The organism is Novosphingobium sp. RL4, from assembly GCF_035658495.1.
Classification (GTDB): domain Bacteria; phylum Pseudomonadota; class Alphaproteobacteria; order Sphingomonadales; family Sphingomonadaceae; genus Novosphingobium.
In genome coordinates, this window is sequence record NZ_CP141944.1 from 65,656 (window position 1) to 82,172 (window position 16,517).

At 65.8% G+C, this 16,517-nt stretch carries 13 protein-coding genes; 7 read left to right on the top strand and 6 right to left on the bottom strand.

The features are described 5' to 3' along the window. Positions 1-20: 20 nt before the first annotated feature. From U9J33_RS00330 to U9J33_RS00345, 4 genes are read right to left on the bottom strand one after another with little or no spacing between them, the layout of a single operon-like run. Positions 21-1,055, bottom strand: a complete 1,035-nt coding sequence (locus tag U9J33_RS00330; protein WP_324697104.1) for an NADP-dependent oxidoreductase — start codon at positions 1,053-1,055, stop codon at positions 21-23. Then, positions 1,052-2,374: a cytochrome P450 gene (locus tag U9J33_RS00335; protein WP_324697106.1), complete on the bottom strand. Its 1,323-nt coding sequence runs from the start codon at positions 2,372-2,374 to the stop codon at positions 1,052-1,054. The genes U9J33_RS00330 and U9J33_RS00335 overlap by 4 nt, the downstream gene beginning before the upstream one ends. A gap of 2 nt (positions 2,375-2,376) precedes the next feature. Beyond that, complete coding sequence (locus tag U9J33_RS00340) at positions 2,377-3,189, bottom strand: SDR family oxidoreductase (RefSeq protein WP_324697108.1); 813 nt, start codon at positions 3,187-3,189, stop codon at positions 2,377-2,379. Between the two features lie 12 nt (positions 3,190-3,201). After that, the gene (locus U9J33_RS00345; protein ID WP_324697110.1) at positions 3,202-4,632 is read right to left on the bottom strand and encodes an aldehyde dehydrogenase family protein; all 1,431 of its coding nucleotides are present in this window, start codon (positions 4,630-4,632) and stop codon (positions 3,202-3,204) included. A gap of 265 nt (positions 4,633-4,897) precedes the next feature. Here U9J33_RS00345 and U9J33_RS00350 point away from each other — a divergent pair, with 265 nt between their 5' ends. Both U9J33_RS00350 and U9J33_RS00355 read left to right on the top strand, forming a co-directional pair. Next, the gene (locus U9J33_RS00350; protein WP_324699085.1) at positions 4,898-6,352 is read left to right on the top strand and encodes an NAD-dependent succinate-semialdehyde dehydrogenase; all 1,455 of its coding nucleotides are present in this window, start codon (positions 4,898-4,900) and stop codon (positions 6,350-6,352) included. Between the two features lie 247 nt (positions 6,353-6,599). Next, positions 6,600-7,349 carry an SDR family NAD(P)-dependent oxidoreductase gene (locus U9J33_RS00355; RefSeq protein WP_054438339.1) on the top strand — a complete coding sequence of 250 codons (750 nt, stop codon included), beginning with the start codon at positions 6,600-6,602 and terminating at the stop codon, positions 7,347-7,349. A gap of 100 nt (positions 7,350-7,449) precedes the next feature. Here U9J33_RS00355 and ppa read toward each other — a convergent pair whose 3' ends face one another. Together ppa and U9J33_RS00365 are read right to left on the bottom strand one after the other, a co-directional pair. Next, the gene (gene ppa / locus U9J33_RS00360; RefSeq protein WP_054438342.1) at positions 7,450-7,998 is read right to left on the bottom strand and encodes an inorganic diphosphatase; all 549 of its coding nucleotides are present in this window, start codon (positions 7,996-7,998) and stop codon (positions 7,450-7,452) included. Positions 7,999-8,256: 258 nt separating this feature from the next. Beyond that, the gene (locus U9J33_RS00365; protein ID WP_054438344.1) at positions 8,257-10,200 is read right to left on the bottom strand and encodes a M61 family metallopeptidase; all 1,944 of its coding nucleotides are present in this window, start codon (positions 10,198-10,200) and stop codon (positions 8,257-8,259) included. 104 nt (positions 10,201-10,304) lie between these two features. Here U9J33_RS00365 and hisS point away from each other — a divergent pair, with 104 nt between their 5' ends. The 5 genes from hisS to lnt all read left to right on the top strand — a co-directional run bounded on the left by hisS (position 10,305) and on the right by lnt (position 16,514). After that, positions 10,305-11,576 carry a histidine--tRNA ligase gene (gene hisS, locus U9J33_RS00370; protein ID WP_054438345.1) on the top strand — a complete coding sequence of 424 codons (1,272 nt, stop codon included), beginning with the start codon at positions 10,305-10,307 and terminating at the stop codon, positions 11,574-11,576. After that, entirely contained in the window at positions 11,573-12,643 is a 1,071-nt protein-coding gene (gene prfA / locus U9J33_RS00375) for a peptide chain release factor 1 (protein ID WP_185998494.1), read from the top strand. Before hisS ends, prfA begins: the two co-directional genes overlap by 4 nt. Continuing rightward, a complete protein-coding gene (gene prmC / locus U9J33_RS00380) occupies positions 12,636-13,478 on the top strand; it encodes a peptide chain release factor N(5)-glutamine methyltransferase (protein WP_324697115.1) in 843 nt (280 codons plus the stop codon). Before prfA ends, prmC begins: the two co-directional genes overlap by 8 nt. A gap of 237 nt (positions 13,479-13,715) precedes the next feature. Further along, positions 13,716-14,654, top strand: a complete 939-nt coding sequence (locus U9J33_RS00385) for a DUF4167 domain-containing protein (RefSeq protein ID WP_324697117.1) — start codon at positions 13,716-13,718, stop codon at positions 14,652-14,654. A gap of 210 nt (positions 14,655-14,864) precedes the next feature. Next, entirely contained in the window at positions 14,865-16,514 is a 1,650-nt protein-coding gene (lnt, locus tag U9J33_RS00390) for an apolipoprotein N-acyltransferase (protein ID WP_324697119.1), read from the top strand. Positions 16,515-16,517 lie beyond the last annotated feature (3 nt).

The window sequence follows — 16,517 nt, forward strand, 5'->3', positions numbered from 1 at the left end:
CAATTTTTTGTTTTCGCCGATCAGCCTGACACCTTCACCAGCAGCTTGCCTAGATGGTTGTTGCCAGAAAACACCCCGGCGAATGCGGCCGGTGCAGCCTCCAGCCCTTCGACCACCGCCTCCGGGCATTGGATGCGCCCTTCGGCAATCCACCCGGCGATGTCGTCCAGCGCCTGCTGCCCGCCGACGAGGAAGCCGCCGAAGCCCTTGATCTCCAGACCCTTGGACATAATCGCGCGGAAAAATCCGGGCAGACGGTCAGGCCCGGGGCCTTCGAGTCCCATACCGTAGTAGGCGATGAAACCGCAAACCGGCATCCGCGCACCGCGCTTGAGGTGGGGGAGGACGGCCAGCATCACGTCCCCGCCGACATTGTCGATGAATACGTCCGCACCTTCGGGCAGCGCCTTGGCCAATTGCTCGGCGAAATCCGGCGCCTTGTAATCGGCGGCAGCATCGAAGCCGAGGTCGATTAGGCACCGGCACTTGTCCGGCCCGCCGGCGATACCGATGACGCGCGCGCCGCGAATCTTCGCGATCTGCCCGGCAAGGCTGCCCACCGCGCCGGCCGCGGCCGAGATCACCACCGTCTCCCCCGCCGCGACCCGGCCGATGCCGATCACGCAGGCATGGGCGGTCTGCCCCGGCATCCCCAGCGCGCCCAGCGCGGTGGAGACGGGTGCCTGCGCGGGATCGAGCTTTCGTGGCGGCCCGCGCCAATCGGCCCTGTCCGGCGCGACAAGGGCATATTCGCGCCAGCCGGTGCGATCCTCCACCACGTCCCCCACCGCATAGCCGGGGTGGTTGGAGGCGGCGACTTCGCTCACCGTCGGCCCATACATGACCTCTCCGGGATGGACCTGCGTCACGCCGGAAAGGCGCTTTTCGTCGATGGCGAAGCGGATCAGCGGGTCGAGACCCAGCCACAGTGTGCGCAGCAGCACCTCACCCTCGCCCGGCTCGGGGATCGGCGCATCCTCCACGCGGAAATCCGATGACTTCGGATTGCCTGCGGCATAGCGTGCCAGCACCACCTGCTTCATAGTTCCGCTCACCGCAGTTTCACCGTCACCGCCGACATGCCGCGATGGTCGAGTCCGCGATACTCCGGCTTTGGCTTGGCGGGGTCGAGCGTCATGTTCGGAAAGCGGTCGAGCAAGCCGTTGATCGCCACCACCATCTCCTGCCGGGCGACATCCATGCCGAGGCACCGGTGCGGGCCAAAGCCGAAGCCCATGTGATGCTCCTTGCGGCGGAAGATGTCGTATTCCTCAGGCTTTTCGAACACCGTCGGATCGTGATTGGCGGCGCCGAGGCACAAGTGGATGCGGGTGCCGGCGGGGACTTTTACGCCCTCCATCTCGGTATCCTCCATGCAAAGGCGCATGAACACCGGATCGGTGGCTCGCCAGCGCAGGCCCTCTTCCACCGCAAGGTCGATCAGGCTGCGGTCTTCCTTGCAGGCCTCCCAGAAATGGCGGTGGGTCATCAGCGCATCGATAGTGATGCCCAGTTGCCGCCAGGTGGTGCCGCCGCCCGCGAAAATGGCGAGCTTGCAGTAACCGAACAGCTCATCCTCGGTGAGCGGGCGCTTGGAGCCGTCCTCGTGCGTGATCTCGCAGGCGATCAGGCCGGCGATCAGGTTGTCGCCGGGCTCGCGCTGGTTCTCCGCGATCAGGCGGCGCAAGGTGCCGTCAACCCAGGCGCGGGCCTCGGCCGCTTCCTCGGGCGGCAGGTTGCGCGCACCAAACGTGGCGCGGTTGAGCTGGTAGCGGAACTCGATCACATCCTCGCCCTCCAGCCCGATGGCGCGGGTGACGGTGGCCATCGGCAGGCGGGCGCAAAGGTCGGTGTTGAGGTCGGTCGTCTCGCGGTCCTTGATCTGGTCGAGCAGGACGTCGACCGTCTCCTCGATCCAGCGCTTGTTCCACCAGTCCAGCACCTTGGGCCGCTTGAACAGCGGCTGCGCGGCGGAGCGCAGGCGCTTGTGCGGCTTGCCGACCATCGAGAGGATCGTGGTGCCGATCGTCCGCACCCCGGCACTCTCGTTATAACCCTCGGAGGAATAGAGCTGGTTCTCGCGAAAGCCGATCTCGCAGGCGCGATAGGAGAAGAACGTCATGTTCTCTCGCGGGGGCCCGAGCATCGAGACCATTTCCGGCACGCCCAGCAATTCGCGCAAGGTGCCCTTTTGGACCGCGCCGGCCTCGCGCAGGCGGTTCATGTCCTCGGTATAGTCGCGCGTCGGGTCGACGCCGGAATTGGCGTCCACTTTGTCGACATCGAACATCTCCGCATAGCGCGGATTGTCGGACAGCAGCGATGCGAGCGCGTTGGAGCGGGAATCGTTACCCGAATAGGGACAGGTCGCCATGGTCAGCCTCCTACCTTTCGGCCGGCCGAGAGCCCCCCGTCCACGGGAAGGTTCACGCCGGTCACGTTGCTTGCGAGATCGGAACAGAGAAACAGCGCCGCCGAAGCGGTGTCGCGCGGATCGATGGCGCGGCCCAGCGGATGGACGCGGCCCATGCCTTCCAGGATGCGGTCGCGGTGCTCGCTGTCGGGGTCCATCCCGGCATAGTGGGTGAGCATGCCCGCCGGACAGACCGCGTTCACGCGGATGCCCTTTTCCGCCACTTCAATGGCGAGCGCGCGGGTAAGCTGCACCACCGCGCCCTTGGTGGCGCCGTAGAACACCCCGCCATAGCCGATCAGCCCGGCAACCGAAGCGGTGGAGACGATGGCCCCGCCGCCCAGTCCGTCCTTGGCCTGCCTCTCGAACTGCCGGATAGCCGACTGGCAACCGTGGACCACGCCCATAACGTTGACTTCGGAGACGCGGCGCATCTCCTCGTCCTCGCACTCGATCAGGCTGCGCAGGCCCTTGCCGGGGACCGGGCTGATGGTGATCCCGGCGTTGTTGTAGATGCAGTCCAGCCGTCCGAACGCCTCCACGCCCGCTGCCACGGCGTGATCGACCGACGCGGGATCGGAAACGTCGCATGCCACGGCGATGGCCTCGCCGCCCTCAGCCCGCACCATCGCAGCGGTGGCGACCGCTTCGTCCGCGTTTACGTCCGCCGCAATCACTTTGGCGCCGTGTTCCGCAAAAAGCAGACAGGCGGCGCGGCCCACACCCGATCCGGCCCCGGTAATCAGTGCGACTTTGCCTTCGAGCAGTCCTTGCATCCCGGTCCTCTCCTACCCGCCAATATTCAGCGTGGTCATGATCTGGAATTCGCGCAGCCCCTCGACGCCGCGCTCGCGGCCAAGGCCGCTCATCTTGATGCCGCCGCCGCTGGCATGACTGGAAGCGAGCGCACCGTTGACGTTCACCGCGCCGCTGCGGATCTTCAGCCCCACTTCCAGCGCCTTGACCTTGTCCTTGCCGTGGACCCAGCCGGACAGGCCGAAGCGGCTGTCATTGGCCATTTCCACCGCGTGATCGAGGTCGCGGTAGCCGATCACCGAAACCACCGGCCCGAAGATCTCCTCCTGCGCGGCTGGGTTGGCGTTGTCGGGCAGGTCGAGCACGGTGGGCTCGAAGAAATAGCCCTTCTCCAGCCCATCGGGTCGCTTGCCTCCGCAGACCACGCGGCCGCCTCCCGCGACGGCGGCGGCAACGAAGTGCTCGCACCGCGCGCGCTGGGCGGCGCTGACGACCGGGCCAAGCTGGGTCGCCGGGTCGCTGGCCGCGCCGATCTTCACGCCGGACAGCAATTTCGCCATCGCCTCCAGCACCTCGGCCTTGCTTTCCTGCGGCACGAAGACGCGGGTGCCGAGCACGCAGCCCTGCCCGGCGTGCGAGGTGCAGACGCTCATCGCCGCCATGGCCGCGCGGTCCACCGAATCCGGCAGGTAGATCTGCGCGGACTTGCCGCCGAGTTCGAGCACCAGCCGCTTCAACGTAGCCGCCGCCTGCTTCGCGACCTCCACACCCACGGCGGAGGAGCCGGTGAAGCTCACCATGTCCACGCGCGGATCGCTGGTCAGGGCCTGCGCGCCCTCGACGCCCGCTTCGATCACGAGGTTGAATACACCTTGCGGCAGGCCCGCTTCCTCGGCCGCCTCGGCGAAGACCAGCGCGGAAAGCGGCGTCAGCGGATTGGGCCGCAGGATGACCGTGTTGCCCGCCATCAGCGCAGGCACGACCTTCCAGAGCGCGGTGTAGAACGGCACGTTGTACGCCGAGATCCCCGCCACCACGCCGATCGGCGACCAGCGCTTCACGCTCTGCACCGCGAAATGGGCGTTGACCCGCTCGTGCAGGGGCAAGGGGTTGTCCTCGATCTCCGGCAGGCGGAGAATCAGATCGATGATTTCCCGCGCCATCCGCAACGGCGCCTGGACTTGCGCGCCCATCACCGTTGAGCCGACCGGACAGCCCGCTTCACGGATCGCGAGGTCTTTCAGCCGGTCGGCACGATCTTCCAGCGACGCAGCGAAGCGGGTCATCACTGCGGCGCGCGCCGCCATCGGCAAATGCGGCCATTCGCCGCTGTCAAAAGCCGCGCGGGCCGCGGAAATCCCGGCTTCCACCTGCCCTGCCGACAGCCCGGAAAGGACCGCCACGACGCTTTCGTCGGAGGGGTCCAGCACCTCGAAACGGGCGCCTTCTCCGGCAAGGAACACACCGCCGACGTAGCCGGCTGAGGGGCTGGCGTTCGTGCCTGCCGGGGGGCCTGCGCAGTCCAGAGCCTCTCTCCATTATTCGTTATTGTGAATTTATGTTCGCAGATGAGGCTATCCGAGGAGTTTCGGTGCGTCAATCGCGTCCACGCTGGCGCAGCCTCGCGCCGTGCCGGCGGTTGTCACTTCGCCGGGCTATCCCTATTCCATGCCCGCAACGAGAGGCCGGCGCGCCAGCGCCGCCGCAACCAGCGAGGACCTGCACGAAATGGCGTACACCGACTTCCTCCGGCAGCAGTGCTACATCGACGGCAAGTGGTGCGATGCCGATTCCGGCGCGACTCTCGAAGTGACCGATCCCGGCACCGGCGCCGTCCTGGGCACGGTTCCCAAGATGGCGGGTGACGAAACCGCCCGCGCGATTGACGCGGCCGAGAAGGCCCTCCCGGCCTGGCGGGCGAAGACGGCCGGAGAGCGTGCGAAGCTGATGCGCAAGCTCTACGAGCTGATGCTCCAGCACCAGGACGACCTGGGCGAACTGCTCACCCGCGAACAGGGCAAGCCGCTGGCCGAAGGCCGGGGCGAGATCGCCTATGGCGCCAGCTTCATCGAATGGTTCGCCGAAGAGGGCAAGCGCGCCTATGGCGACGTGATCCCCGGCCATGCCCCGGATCGCCGCATCGTCTGCATCAAGCAGGGCGTTGGCGTGGTCGCCGCGATCACGCCCTGGAACTTCCCCAATGCCATGATCACCCGCAAGCTCGGCCCGGCGCTGGCGGCGGGCTGCACCATCGTTATCAAACCGGCATCGGCCACGCCCTATTCGGCGCTGGCCATCGCCCAGCTCTGCGAGATGGCCGGCATTCCGGCGGGAGTCGTCAACGTCGTCACCGGCAGCGCCGGGCAGATCGGCGGCGCGCTCACCTCCAGCCCGAAGGTGTCCAAGCTGACGTTCACCGGCTCGACCGAGATCGGCCGCGACCTGCTGCGCGAATGCGCCGAAACCATCAAGAAATGCTCGATGGAACTGGGCGGCAATGCGCCGTTCCTCGTGTTCGACGATGCCGACGTCGATGCCGCGATCGACGGCGCGATGATCTCCAAGTTCCGCAACGGCGGCCAGACCTGCGTCTGCACCAACCGGTTCTACGTCCAGGACGGCGTCTATGACGAATTCGTCGAGAAGCTGGCCGGGCGCGTCTCGGCCATAAAGGTCGGCTACGGGCTCGATTCGGGCACCGAGGTCGGCCCGCTGATCGACGAGAAGGCTGTCGAGAAGGTCGAGGAGCACCTCAAGGACGCCATCGACGGCGGTGCCACGGTGCTTGCCGGCGGCCAGCGCAACGAACGCGGAGGCTCGTTCTTCAACCCCACGGTGATCGCCGGGGTGAAGCCCGACATGAAGCTGGCACGCGAGGAAACCTTCGGACCGCTCGCCGGGGTGATCCGCTTCAAGGAAGAGGCCGACGCCATCCGCATGGCCAACGACACGGAGTTCGGCCTGGCCAGCTATTTCTACGCCTCGGACATCAGCCGCGTGTGGCGCGTCGCCGAAGCGCTGGAAGCGGGCATGGTGGGCATCAACACCGGCCTCATCTCCACCGAGGTCGCGCCGTTCGGCGGCGTGAAGCAATCGGGTCTGGGGCGCGAAGGTTCGCACTACGGGCTCGATGACTACATGGAAGTGAAATATCTCTGCATGGGGATCAAACCGGCGGCCTGACGCCAGGACGATGGCAGGGGCGCCCGATTTGCGCGGCGCCCCTGCTCCCCCCCCCCCTCAACGCGATGAATTGCCGCGGAACCGGCCGTTCGGCGGAGTGCGGCGATCATGTGCCGGGACTTCTCCTTTCGCCCCGGCGAATAATTGAACACAAGTTCAGCCCGGCTCTTCTGGCGGGTTCCGTTCCCGTCTAGCCTGCTCCCACGAAAAAATCGGGCGCACAGGCGCCGGAACGGGAGACTGGATAATGTCCTACAAGGTTGCCATCGTCACCGGCGCCGCCGCCGGAATCGGCGCCGCTTGCGCCAAGCGCCTGGCCAGGGAGGGCGTGGCGGTCGCCGTGCTCGATCTCGATGCGGAGCGCTGCGAAGACACCGTCAGGGCCATCCGCGAAGCCGGCGGGACCGCGCTCGCGCTTGGCGCGGATGTGTCGAACCGCGCCTCGGTGAAAGCCGCCGTGGATCAGGTGCGCGAAAAGCTCGGCCCGATCTCGATCCTCGTCAACAATGCCGGCGTCACCGATTTCACGCCGTTCGAGGAACTCACCGACGAGCGCTGGGACTTCATCTATGCGGTCAACGTGCGCGGGCTCTTCATCATGACCCAGGAATGCCTGCCGGACATGAAGGCGGCGCACTGGGGCCGCATCGTCAACATCTCTTCATCGAGTGCGCAAACCGGGGCGATAAACATGATCCCCTATTCCTCCTCGAAGGGCGCGGTCGTGACGATGACCCGCTCCATGGCGCAGGAATTCGGCCCCCTCGGGATCACCGTGAACAATATCCCGCCCGGCTCGGTAATGGGCACGATCATGTCGGAAGCCAATCGCGACCGCTTCCAGATCCCGACCGAAGTCCTGCTCCAATCGGTGCCCGTGCGCCGTCTTGGCGAACCGAACGATATCGCCAATGCATGTGCCTGGCTGTGCCACGAGGATACCGGCTACGTCACCGGCCAGACCATCGGCGTCAACGGCGGGCGCGTGGTTACCTGAACCCACGGCCGAAACATAAGGTGCCGAAACATAAAGGGCCGACGGTTTGCACCGCCGGCCCTCGTTCCACATGGGGGGTGGTGGAACTGCTAAATTCGAATCAGGCCTGAGCGCCCTTGCCTTCGGTGTTATAGCGCTCGATCGCCTCGATGACGATCTGCCGCGCTTCATCGGCGCCGCCCCAGGTTCCGACGCGCACCCACTTCTCCTTTTCGAGATCCTTGTAGTGGGTGAAGAAGTGCTCGATCTGGCTGAACACGATCGGCGGCAGATCGCCCTTTTCCTGAACGTCGGAATAATAGGGGAAGGTGGCGTCGTCGGGAACGCAGACCAGCTTCTCGTCGCCGCCGTGCTCGTCTTCCAGGTTCAGCACCGCGATCGGGCGAACGCGCACGACCGAGCCGGGCACGAAGGGCGAGCGGGCAACGACCAGCGCATCAAGCGGATCGCCGTCGGGCGAAAGCGTGTGCGGCACGAAACCGTAGTTGGCGGGGTAACGCATCGGCGTGTGCAGGATACGATCGACGAACAGCGCGCCCGAGTCCTTGTCGAACTCATACTTCACGGGCTCACCACCAACGGGAACCTCGATGATGACGTTCAGGCTCTCCGGCGGGTTCTTGCCGACAGGAATCATGTCGATGCGCATGTTGGTCCTTCATTTACAGGCACGGGTCAGGCGTGCCGGTTCATCTTTGACCGGGGGGCTTAGCCTTGCGGTTAATGCATCGCAACCGCCTTCTCGCACTTGCGGCGCATCGTTTGCGACACTTGCGCCGCTGCGATGGAGCCCGGAACGCGGGATTGCGCCTCGCAGAAATGCGTAACCCGGAGAACGGCACGTGCCATCCCCCGGGTTACGCTATAAGTTTCCGCAACTTACCTGAATGCGGTCACTTCGTGCCGGTTACTTCCCGCGCGGCGCCAGCAGGCGATCAAGCCCGTTGACCTTGCCCGGCGTGGTGCTTTCCAGCCAGGGCCAACGCAGGCCGCCGTGATAATCCAGCGCCACGGTGCTGAATGCGTCGCCGCGCTTGACCAGCAGCGAGATCGGCTCCTTCGCCGTCTTCGCCGCCGTGATCGCATCCTTGACGACTTCGCCGCTATAGGCCGTGCCGTTCACCGCCACGACCTTCACGCCGCTGACGAGACCGGCATTGTAGCCAAGCCCGTCGAACACCGCGCCGGTCACAGTGCCTTCGTTATCCAGCGTCACGCCCAGCGAATACGTAAGGTCGAGCGACTTGCGCGAATCCGAAACGCCCTTGTCGTAGCCGTTCTGCGTGTCCTTCCAGACCAGCTTGTAGCCCCCCATCTCGATGCCCTTGGTCGGCGCCGGCTGGTTGGTGTCATAGATGCGGGTCTTGAGGAAACCGGCCCAGTCGTAAGGATAGACGCCGTTCAGCGTCCTGGCGACTTCGTCGAAATCATACGTCAATTCGCCCCAGTCGCCATCGCGCACGCCGAAGAAGGCCTTTGCGAAATCATCGAGGCCCTTCTTGCCGCCGGTGCCCTGGCGGATGATCTGATCCGCTTCGAGCCAGGTCAGCGCACCTTCAACGTAATAATCCTCGGTGCGGGTGACGGAAGTGTAGGGCAGCGGACGGCGCATGTTGAGGACCGGCGCGAAAGTGGTGTCCTCCACCGAACGCCAGCCGCGACCCGGCGTCGCTTCCGAATAGCGCGCGACAGCGCCTGCCAGCGTGTCGAGGATCGTCTGCTTGGTCTGCACGCCCGAGCGCGCCGCGAGGATGTAGCCCCAGAACTGGGTCTGGCCCTCATAGACCCAGAGCAACGTGTTCTGCATCGGCTGCTGGTAGTCCGGCGTCCAGAGGTCGGCCGGGCGGCGGTACTTTCCGTTCCAGCTATGGACGAATTCATGCGGGATCACGTTGCGATCCCAGTCCATCTTGTCCCAGTCGGTCCAGACCTTGGGCTCCATCTGGTTCTCGCTCGAACGATGGTGCTCGAGGCCGATCCCGCCCATGCGGTCGGTCAGTGCCAGCAGGAAGTCGTAGTGGTCGAAATGGCGCGCGCCGAACGTCAGCAGCGCTTCCGACACGAGATTGCGATAAGCCTTCATGTTCTCGGGCTTGATGCCGAGCAGCTTCGCCTCGTCGGCAACGACATCCATGCTGACGTCATGGCCCAGATCCCAGCGCTGGGCGTACTTGCCCGCGAAGACCGGCTCGTCGACCAGGCGCTCATAGTCGGTCGCCGTCCAGGTCACGCTGTCGCCCTGCTGCACTTTCCCGTCGAGCGAGGTGTAGACGGTCCAGCCGGCCGGGAACTTCACGGTCGGCTTCACGGTCACGCCGCGGGTGTAGTAGCCCGAGGGATAAAGGCTCATCTTCTCCCACTGGAGGTTGAGCATTTCCTGCGTCATCGTGATGCGGCCTTCCTTGGCCTGCACCGGCGAGGTGTGGATGAACTTCGCCGTGACGACCTGCGTTCCGGCCGGAAGCTCCAGATGGAAGGCATTCACGGCCACGGTGTCGCGCTGCCACTTGATCTCCTTGCCGTCGGCAAGGAAATGGATCTGCGCGAGCAGCGCAGCGGGGCCGGTCGGCGAGTGATTGCCCGGCAGCCAGCTCGGCTGGACGAGGGTCAGCTTGTCGGTCCCCGACGCGACCGGGAACTGCTGCGTGACCCGGTAGACGCCGTGGACGACATCGCTGGCGTCGATGTCGAGCGAGATGGTACCGGCATAAGCCTTGTCCTGCGCAGCCGGCAGCGGCGCGGGCAACGCGGGCGCCATCGGCCGGCTCCGCTGGGCGGATTCCTGCGCGAGGGCGGGGGTTGAAACGGAAAGTAGGGCGAGGAGCGTGACGACCGCGGAACGATATTTCATTACGTCATTCTTTGCGACAGTTGCCGGATTTGGCAACCGTCCAATCCACTAAACGGATCGGGGCCACTTTCCCCGCCGCTCCAATCGGGCTAAGCGCGCGCGTCATGAGCAGCACACCGAGCAACACCCCCCTGGGCAAGACGCCTCAGGCGATCCGCGGAACCCAGGATATCTTCGGCATCGACGCCGAGGCTTTCGCGCACGTTGTCGAGACGTTCGAACGCGTCCGCAAGCTCTATCGTTTTCGCCGCGCCGAAATGCCGGTCTTCGAGAAGACCGAAGTGTTCTCCCGCTCGATCGGCGAGACGACCGACGTCGTGTCCAAGGAAATGTACTCGTTCGAGGATCGCGGCGGCGAATCGCTGACCCTGCGCCCGGAATTCACCGCCGGCATCGCCCGCGCCTACCTGACCAACGGCTGGAAGCAGTTCGCCCCGGTCAAGCTGGCCACGCATGGGCCGCTGTTCCGCTACGAACGCCCGCAAAAGGGCCGTTACCGCCAGTTCCACCAGATCGACGCCGAACTGATCGGCTCGCCCGAACCGCTCGCCGACGTGGAACTGCTGGTCATGGCCGACCACCTCCTCAAGGAGCTGGGAATTTCGGACGGCGTCACGCTCCAGCTCAACACCCTGGGCGACGTTGCCAGCCGCGAAGCCTGGCGCGCCGCGCTGATCGAATACTTCCGCGCCCACAAGGATGCGCTTTCGGAAGATTCGCAGGACCGCCTGGAGCGCAATCCGCTGCGCATCCTCGATTCCAAGGACCCGCGCGACAAGGTTTTCGTCAGCGACGCGCCCCGGATCGACGATTTCCTCTCGGCCGAGGCACAGGACTTCTTCGGCGCGGTGACTCACGGCCTCGACGCTGCCGGCGTGGCTTACGAGCGCGCGCCTTCGCTGGTTCGCGGGCTTGACTACTATCGCCACACCGCCTTCGAATTCGTGACCGACCGGCTTGGCGCGCAGGGCACGGTGCTGGGCGGCGGCCGCTATGACGGTCTGATGGAAAGCCTTGGCGGCCCGGCTACGCCAGCAGTCGGCTGGGCTGCGGGGATCGAGCGCCTGTCGATGCTCGTCGCCGATGCCGGCACGCTTACCGAAGCCCCGCTGACCGTGGTTCTCGCAGTGGAGGACGATGCCGCGCTGGGTTATGCCCAGAAGGTCATCACCGCGCTGCGCTTCCAGGGCCTCGACGCCGAGATGGTCGCCACCGGCAGCGCCCGCAAGCGCTTCGACAAGGCCGTGAAGATGGGCGCCCGGGTGCTCGTCTCGTTCGGCACGAAGGATGGCCTGCCGAGCGCAAACCTGCGCGCGGCCGAGCCGACCGCCGAATACCTCGCGGTCGAGCAGGTTCTCCAGTCGGTCCACCCGTGAGCATTTCCGACGCCCGCCTCGGCCAGATCGCCGCGCGTTTCGCGGAACTTGAGGCACGCCTTGCCTCGGGTACGCTGGAAGGCGACGCCTTCGTCGCCGCCAGCCGCGATTATGCCGAACTGGAACCGGTGGCGCGCGTTGCCGCTGAAGTCGTGTCGATGCGCGGCGAACTGGTATCGCTCCAAACCCTGGAAGACCCGGACCCCGACATGCGCGCACTGGCCGAGGAGGAAATCTTCCGCCTCAAGGGCCAGTTGCCCGAAACCGAACGTCAGCTCGCCATCGCCATGTTGCCGCGCGATGCGGCCGACGTCCGCCCGGCCATGCTGGAAATCCGCGCCGGAACCGGCGGCGATGAAGCCGCGCTTTTCGCGGCCGATCTCTACCGCATGTACGAGCGCTATGCCGCCGAGCAGGGCTGGCGGGTCGAAATGGTCAGCGCCAACGCCAGCGACGTCGGCGGCTTCAAGGAAGTCGTCGCCAACGTTACCGGCTCGGGCGTTTTCGCCAAACTCAAGTTCGAAAGCGGCGTCCACCGCGTACAGCGCGTGCCGGTCACGGAATCGGGCGGCCGGATCCATACCTCCGCCGCCACGGTCGCGGTGCTGCCCGAACCGAGCGAGGTGGATGTCCAGATCGAGGACAAGGACCTCAAGATCGATATCTACCGCGCTTCCGGCGCGGGCGGCCAGCACGTCAACACGACCGATTCGGCGGTGCGCATCACTCACCTGCCCACCAATCTCGTGGTGATCTGCCAGGACGAGCGCAGCCAGCACAAGAACAAGGCCAAGGCCATGCAGGTTCTGCGCGCGCGCCTCTACGAGAAGATGCGTGACGAGGCCCATGACGCCGAGGCCGAGGCCCGCAAGGCCATGGTCGGCTCGGGTGACCGCTCCGAACGCATCCGTACCTACAATTTCCCGCAGGGGCGCGTCACCGATCACCGTATCAACCTGACGCTGCACCGCCTGCCGGAAATCCTCGAAGGGCCGGGCCTTGCCGAAATGATCGACGCGCTGATCGCCGAGGACGAGGCCAAGCGCCTCGCCGCGATGGATGCCTGAAAAAACAGTCGGCGAGGCGATCCGCGACGCAGCGGAGCGCCTTGCCGCGACCAGCGACACCGCCCGGCTGGATGCCGAAGTGCTCATGGCCCATGCCCTGCACACTTCGCGCTCGTCCCTGCTGCTTTCCCGCATGCGCGACGATGCCCCCGCCGGCTTCGCCGCGCTGGTTGCACGCCGGGCGGAGCACGAACCGGTCGCCTATATCACCGGCCAACAGGAATTCTTCGGCCTGCCCTTCACGGTCGGCCCCGACGTGCTCATTCCGCGCGGCGATTCGGAAGTTCTCGTCGAAGCCGCCCTTGCGGCCCGCCCCGATGCCCGTTCCGTGCTCGACTGCGGCACCGGATCGGGCGCGCTGCTCCTGGCTGTGCTCGCGAACCTCCCGCAGGCCCGCGGCGTGGGCATGGACAGTTCGCCCGGCGCCCTCGCCACCGCGAAGGCGAATGCACAAGCCCTCGGCCTTGCCGATCGCGCGCGCATGGTTGCGGCGGACTGGCTCCTCAGCGACTGGGCCGATGCCCTCGGCGGGCCCTTCGATCTCGTGCTGGCCAATCCGCCCTATGTCGAGACGACGGTGGAACTCGATCGCTCGGTCGCCTCCTATGAGCCTGCCAGCGCACTTTATTCCGGCGAACTGGGCCTTGATGACTACCGGATTCTGATACCGCAATTGCCCGGCCTGCTGGCGCCCGGCGGCGTCGCCCTCGTGGAGATCGGTCATGAACAGGCCGAATCCGTCGCCGAGATCGGCCAGCTTGCCGGCCTCGCCAGCCGTCTCCACCGCGACCTCGGTAATCGTCCGAGAGTGTTGGAGTTTTCAACAGCCGCGTAAGTTTTCACTTGGAATCGCCGTCCGGAATGCCTAAGGATTACGGCGAACCGGTACATGGATGGAATTTCCCATGCGGACGGTTCGCCTCCATCACTTGCAGACAGTCGCGGACGGAAACGCCTCGACCGGGCAACAGTGGAGTTCACGGCACTCGGGGGCGATCCGTGATCATGTGACGTGTGGCAGATCGGCCCGACGGGAACAGGCCGGTGCCCTGGGTTTTGAGGAAATAAATCCTTGAATAATAATCGTGGTAACAACCGTCGGCGTGGCCGCGGTAATAATCGCCAGCAAGGCGGCCAGCAGACCAATCGGATCGACAGCAGGGCTCGCGGCAATGCGCCGCAGCTGCTGGAGAAGTATCGCAAGCTGGCACATGACGCGCATCTCAATGGCGACCGCGTGACTGAGGAATATTACCTTCAGTTCGCGGACCACTATTTTCGCGTGATCGCCGACCAGAAGCAGCGCCAGGAAGATTCGCGCCAGCCGCGCCGCGACGATCGTTCGTCGGATTACGGCGATGACTACGGCACGGACGAATATGGCGATTACGATGCGCCTGCCAGCCAGGAGCGGCAGGAACGTCCCGAGCGGCAGGAACGTCCCGAACGCCAGGATCGACCTGAGCGGCAGGAACGTCCCGAACGCCAGGATCGACCTGAGCGGCAGGAACGCCCTGAACGTCAGGAACGCAGCTTCGACCGCCAGGACCGTCCGCAGCGTCAGGACCGTGCTCCGCGCGCCGAGCAGCAAGCCGAGGAACCGACCGCCGAGGCGACCGGTAACGAAGCCGAGCCCGAGCGTTCGGTCTACGAACCGGCCGAAAACCCCTTCGTGCGTGACAACCGCCCTTCGCGCGGCCTGAAGCAGCGCAAGCCGCGTCGCACCCGTGAAGAGGCCGGCGGCGAAGGCGAAAGCAACGCGGCCTCCGCCGATGTTGCTGCTGCCGAACCTGCGGCCAACCTCGACCCGGCCATCCTGCCTCCCGCGATTTCGGCTGCGCCCGCCAAGCGGACGCCCAAGGCCGCCGCGGAAAAGCCCGCGGCCGAAAAGTCGGACGATGTGAAGTCCGATGAAACCGCCGAGGAAAAACCGCGCCGTCGCCGTACCCGCAAGGCCGCTACCCCGGCCGACGAAGGTGGCGACAGCCCGCTGGAAGCGGTCAACTCCTGAAACGAAACGCGAATGCGCTTGGCGCGCATTCGCTGACGTTCCGATCCACGGCCCACGTCCCGCCACAAGGCGAGACGTGGGCCGTTGGCGTTTCATCCCGCCGGCAAGAAGCGAACCCGGCGCGAACTCCGCTTGCTTCCGGCCATCTTGCCCGTACATAGCCGCAGCAATGGATTCCCTACGGCGCGAGGCCCGGTTCTGAAACCCGCAATGGACTTCCTGAACCGCCATCCGCGCCTTGCGGCGGGGTTTGCAGCGATTCTCGCCGGGGCCATGGCGGCCTGCGGCTTCCAGCCCCTCGCACTCTGGCCGCTGACGTTGCTCGGCGTGGCCTGGCTTGCCGAACTGATCACACGTGCGCCGGGATGGCGACGCGCCCTGCTGATCGGCTGGTGCTTCGGCCTCGGGCACTTCACCCTGGGGGACAACTGGATCGCCACGGCATTCACTTACCAGGCCTCCATGCCCGCCTGGCTGGGGATGATCGCGGTATTCCTGCTGTCGCTCTACCTCGCGATCTATCCCGGCCTCGCCGCGCTGGCGGGCTGGTTGCTGCTGAGGCTGGATCGCGGCCGCAGGGACGGTCCGCGTGATGTGCCGGGGCCGGGCGCCTTCCTCATTCTCGCGCTGGCACTCGCCGCCGCCTGGATCGTGAGCGAATGGCTGCGCGCCTGGGTCTTCACCGGCTTTGCCTGGAACCCGCTCGGCGTGGCTCTGCTCGGCGGCTTCCAAAGCCGCGGCCTCGCGCTGGCGGCACCGTGGGTGGGGACTTACGGTCTTTCCGGCCTGCTGGTCCTGATCGCCTGCCTCCCCGGCTTGCTCTGGCGGATGATCCGCAGCTTCAAAGGCCCTGCACGCTGGAGCTGGGTGCTGCCCGGATTCGCCGTCTACATCCCGCTCACGATGCTGATGGCGCAGCCCGATCCCTGGGCACAGCGCAGCGAGGGAGCGATCCGCTTCACGCTGGTCCAGCCCGACATCCGGCAGGAACGGATCGACGATCCGCGCCTTTACGAGGCCAATTTCGTGCAACTGGCGCGCCTTTCCGTTCCCCGCTCGCCGGGGGACAGGCGCCTCATCCTCTGGCCGGAATCCGGCCTTGGGGACTATATTCGCGATGGTTATCCCCCCTTCCTCTACCGCATGTACACATATGCCGGAGACCCGGTTCTCGCCCGCGAGCGGATCGGGCGGGTAATCGGCCCTTACGGCCTGCTGATGACCGGTGCGGTGGATCTGGTGATGGAGGGCGATCAGGCCGTGGCCGCCCGCAACTCGGTTTCCGCGATCGACGGCAATGGCAACCTGCTGGCAAGCTATTCCAAGGCGCATCTGGTCCCCTACGGCGAGTACCTTGCCCTGCGCTGGCTGCTCGAACCCCTTGGCGCCACCCGGTTCGTAGCGGGAAACCTAGACTTCTGGCCCGGCCCGGGCCCGCGCACCGTCGACTTCGGCGAATGGGGCAAGGCCGGCATCCAGATCTGCTACGAGATCGTCTTCAGCGGGCAGGTCGTCGATCCCCGCGTAAGACCTGACTATATCTTCAACCCGTCCAACGACGGCTGGTTCGGGAGCTGGGGCCCGCCGCAGCACCTCGCCCAGGCCCGGCTTCGTGCTATCGAGGAAGGCCTGCCCGTCATGCGCTCGACCACGACCGGGATCAGCGCCGTGATCGATGCCGATGGTATCGTGCGCTCGTATGTCCCCTGGCATAGCGCAGGAAGGCTCGACGGAAGCATTCCGCCGCCTCACGAGCCCACGCCGTTCGCACGGTTCGGCAACCTGCTGCCGCTGACGCTTGCCCTCGGTTTCTGGCTTGTTGCGGTTTCCGTTATTGCGCTCCGGCGTCGGCGCGGGTAGACC

Excerpts from the sequence above, each read along its gene's own strand:
- U9J33_RS00335 (WP_324697106.1), bottom strand. The coding sequence starts at position 2,374 with ATGGCGACCTGTCCCTATTCGGGTAACGATTCCCGCTCCAACGCGCTC.
- U9J33_RS00340 (WP_324697108.1), bottom strand. The coding sequence starts at position 3,189 with ATGCAAGGACTGCTCGAAGGCAAAGTCGCACTGATTACCGGGGCCGGA.
- U9J33_RS00350 (WP_324699085.1), top strand. The coding sequence starts at position 4,898 with ATGGCGTACACCGACTTCCTCCGGCAGCAGTGCTACATCGACGGCAAG.
- U9J33_RS00355 (WP_054438339.1), top strand. The coding sequence starts at position 6,600 with ATGTCCTACAAGGTTGCCATCGTCACCGGCGCCGCCGCCGGAATCGGC.
- ppa (WP_054438342.1), bottom strand. The coding sequence starts at position 7,998 with ATGCGCATCGACATGATTCCTGTCGGCAAGAACCCGCCGGAGAGCCTG.
- U9J33_RS00365 (WP_054438344.1), bottom strand. The coding sequence starts at position 10,200 with ATGAAATATCGTTCCGCGGTCGTCACGCTCCTCGCCCTACTTTCCGTT.
- hisS (WP_054438345.1), top strand. The coding sequence starts at position 10,305 with ATGAGCAGCACACCGAGCAACACCCCCCTGGGCAAGACGCCTCAGGCG.
- prmC (WP_324697115.1), top strand. The coding sequence starts at position 12,636 with ATGCCTGAAAAAACAGTCGGCGAGGCGATCCGCGACGCAGCGGAGCGC.
- lnt (WP_324697119.1), top strand. The coding sequence starts at position 14,865 with ATGGACTTCCTGAACCGCCATCCGCGCCTTGCGGCGGGGTTTGCAGCG.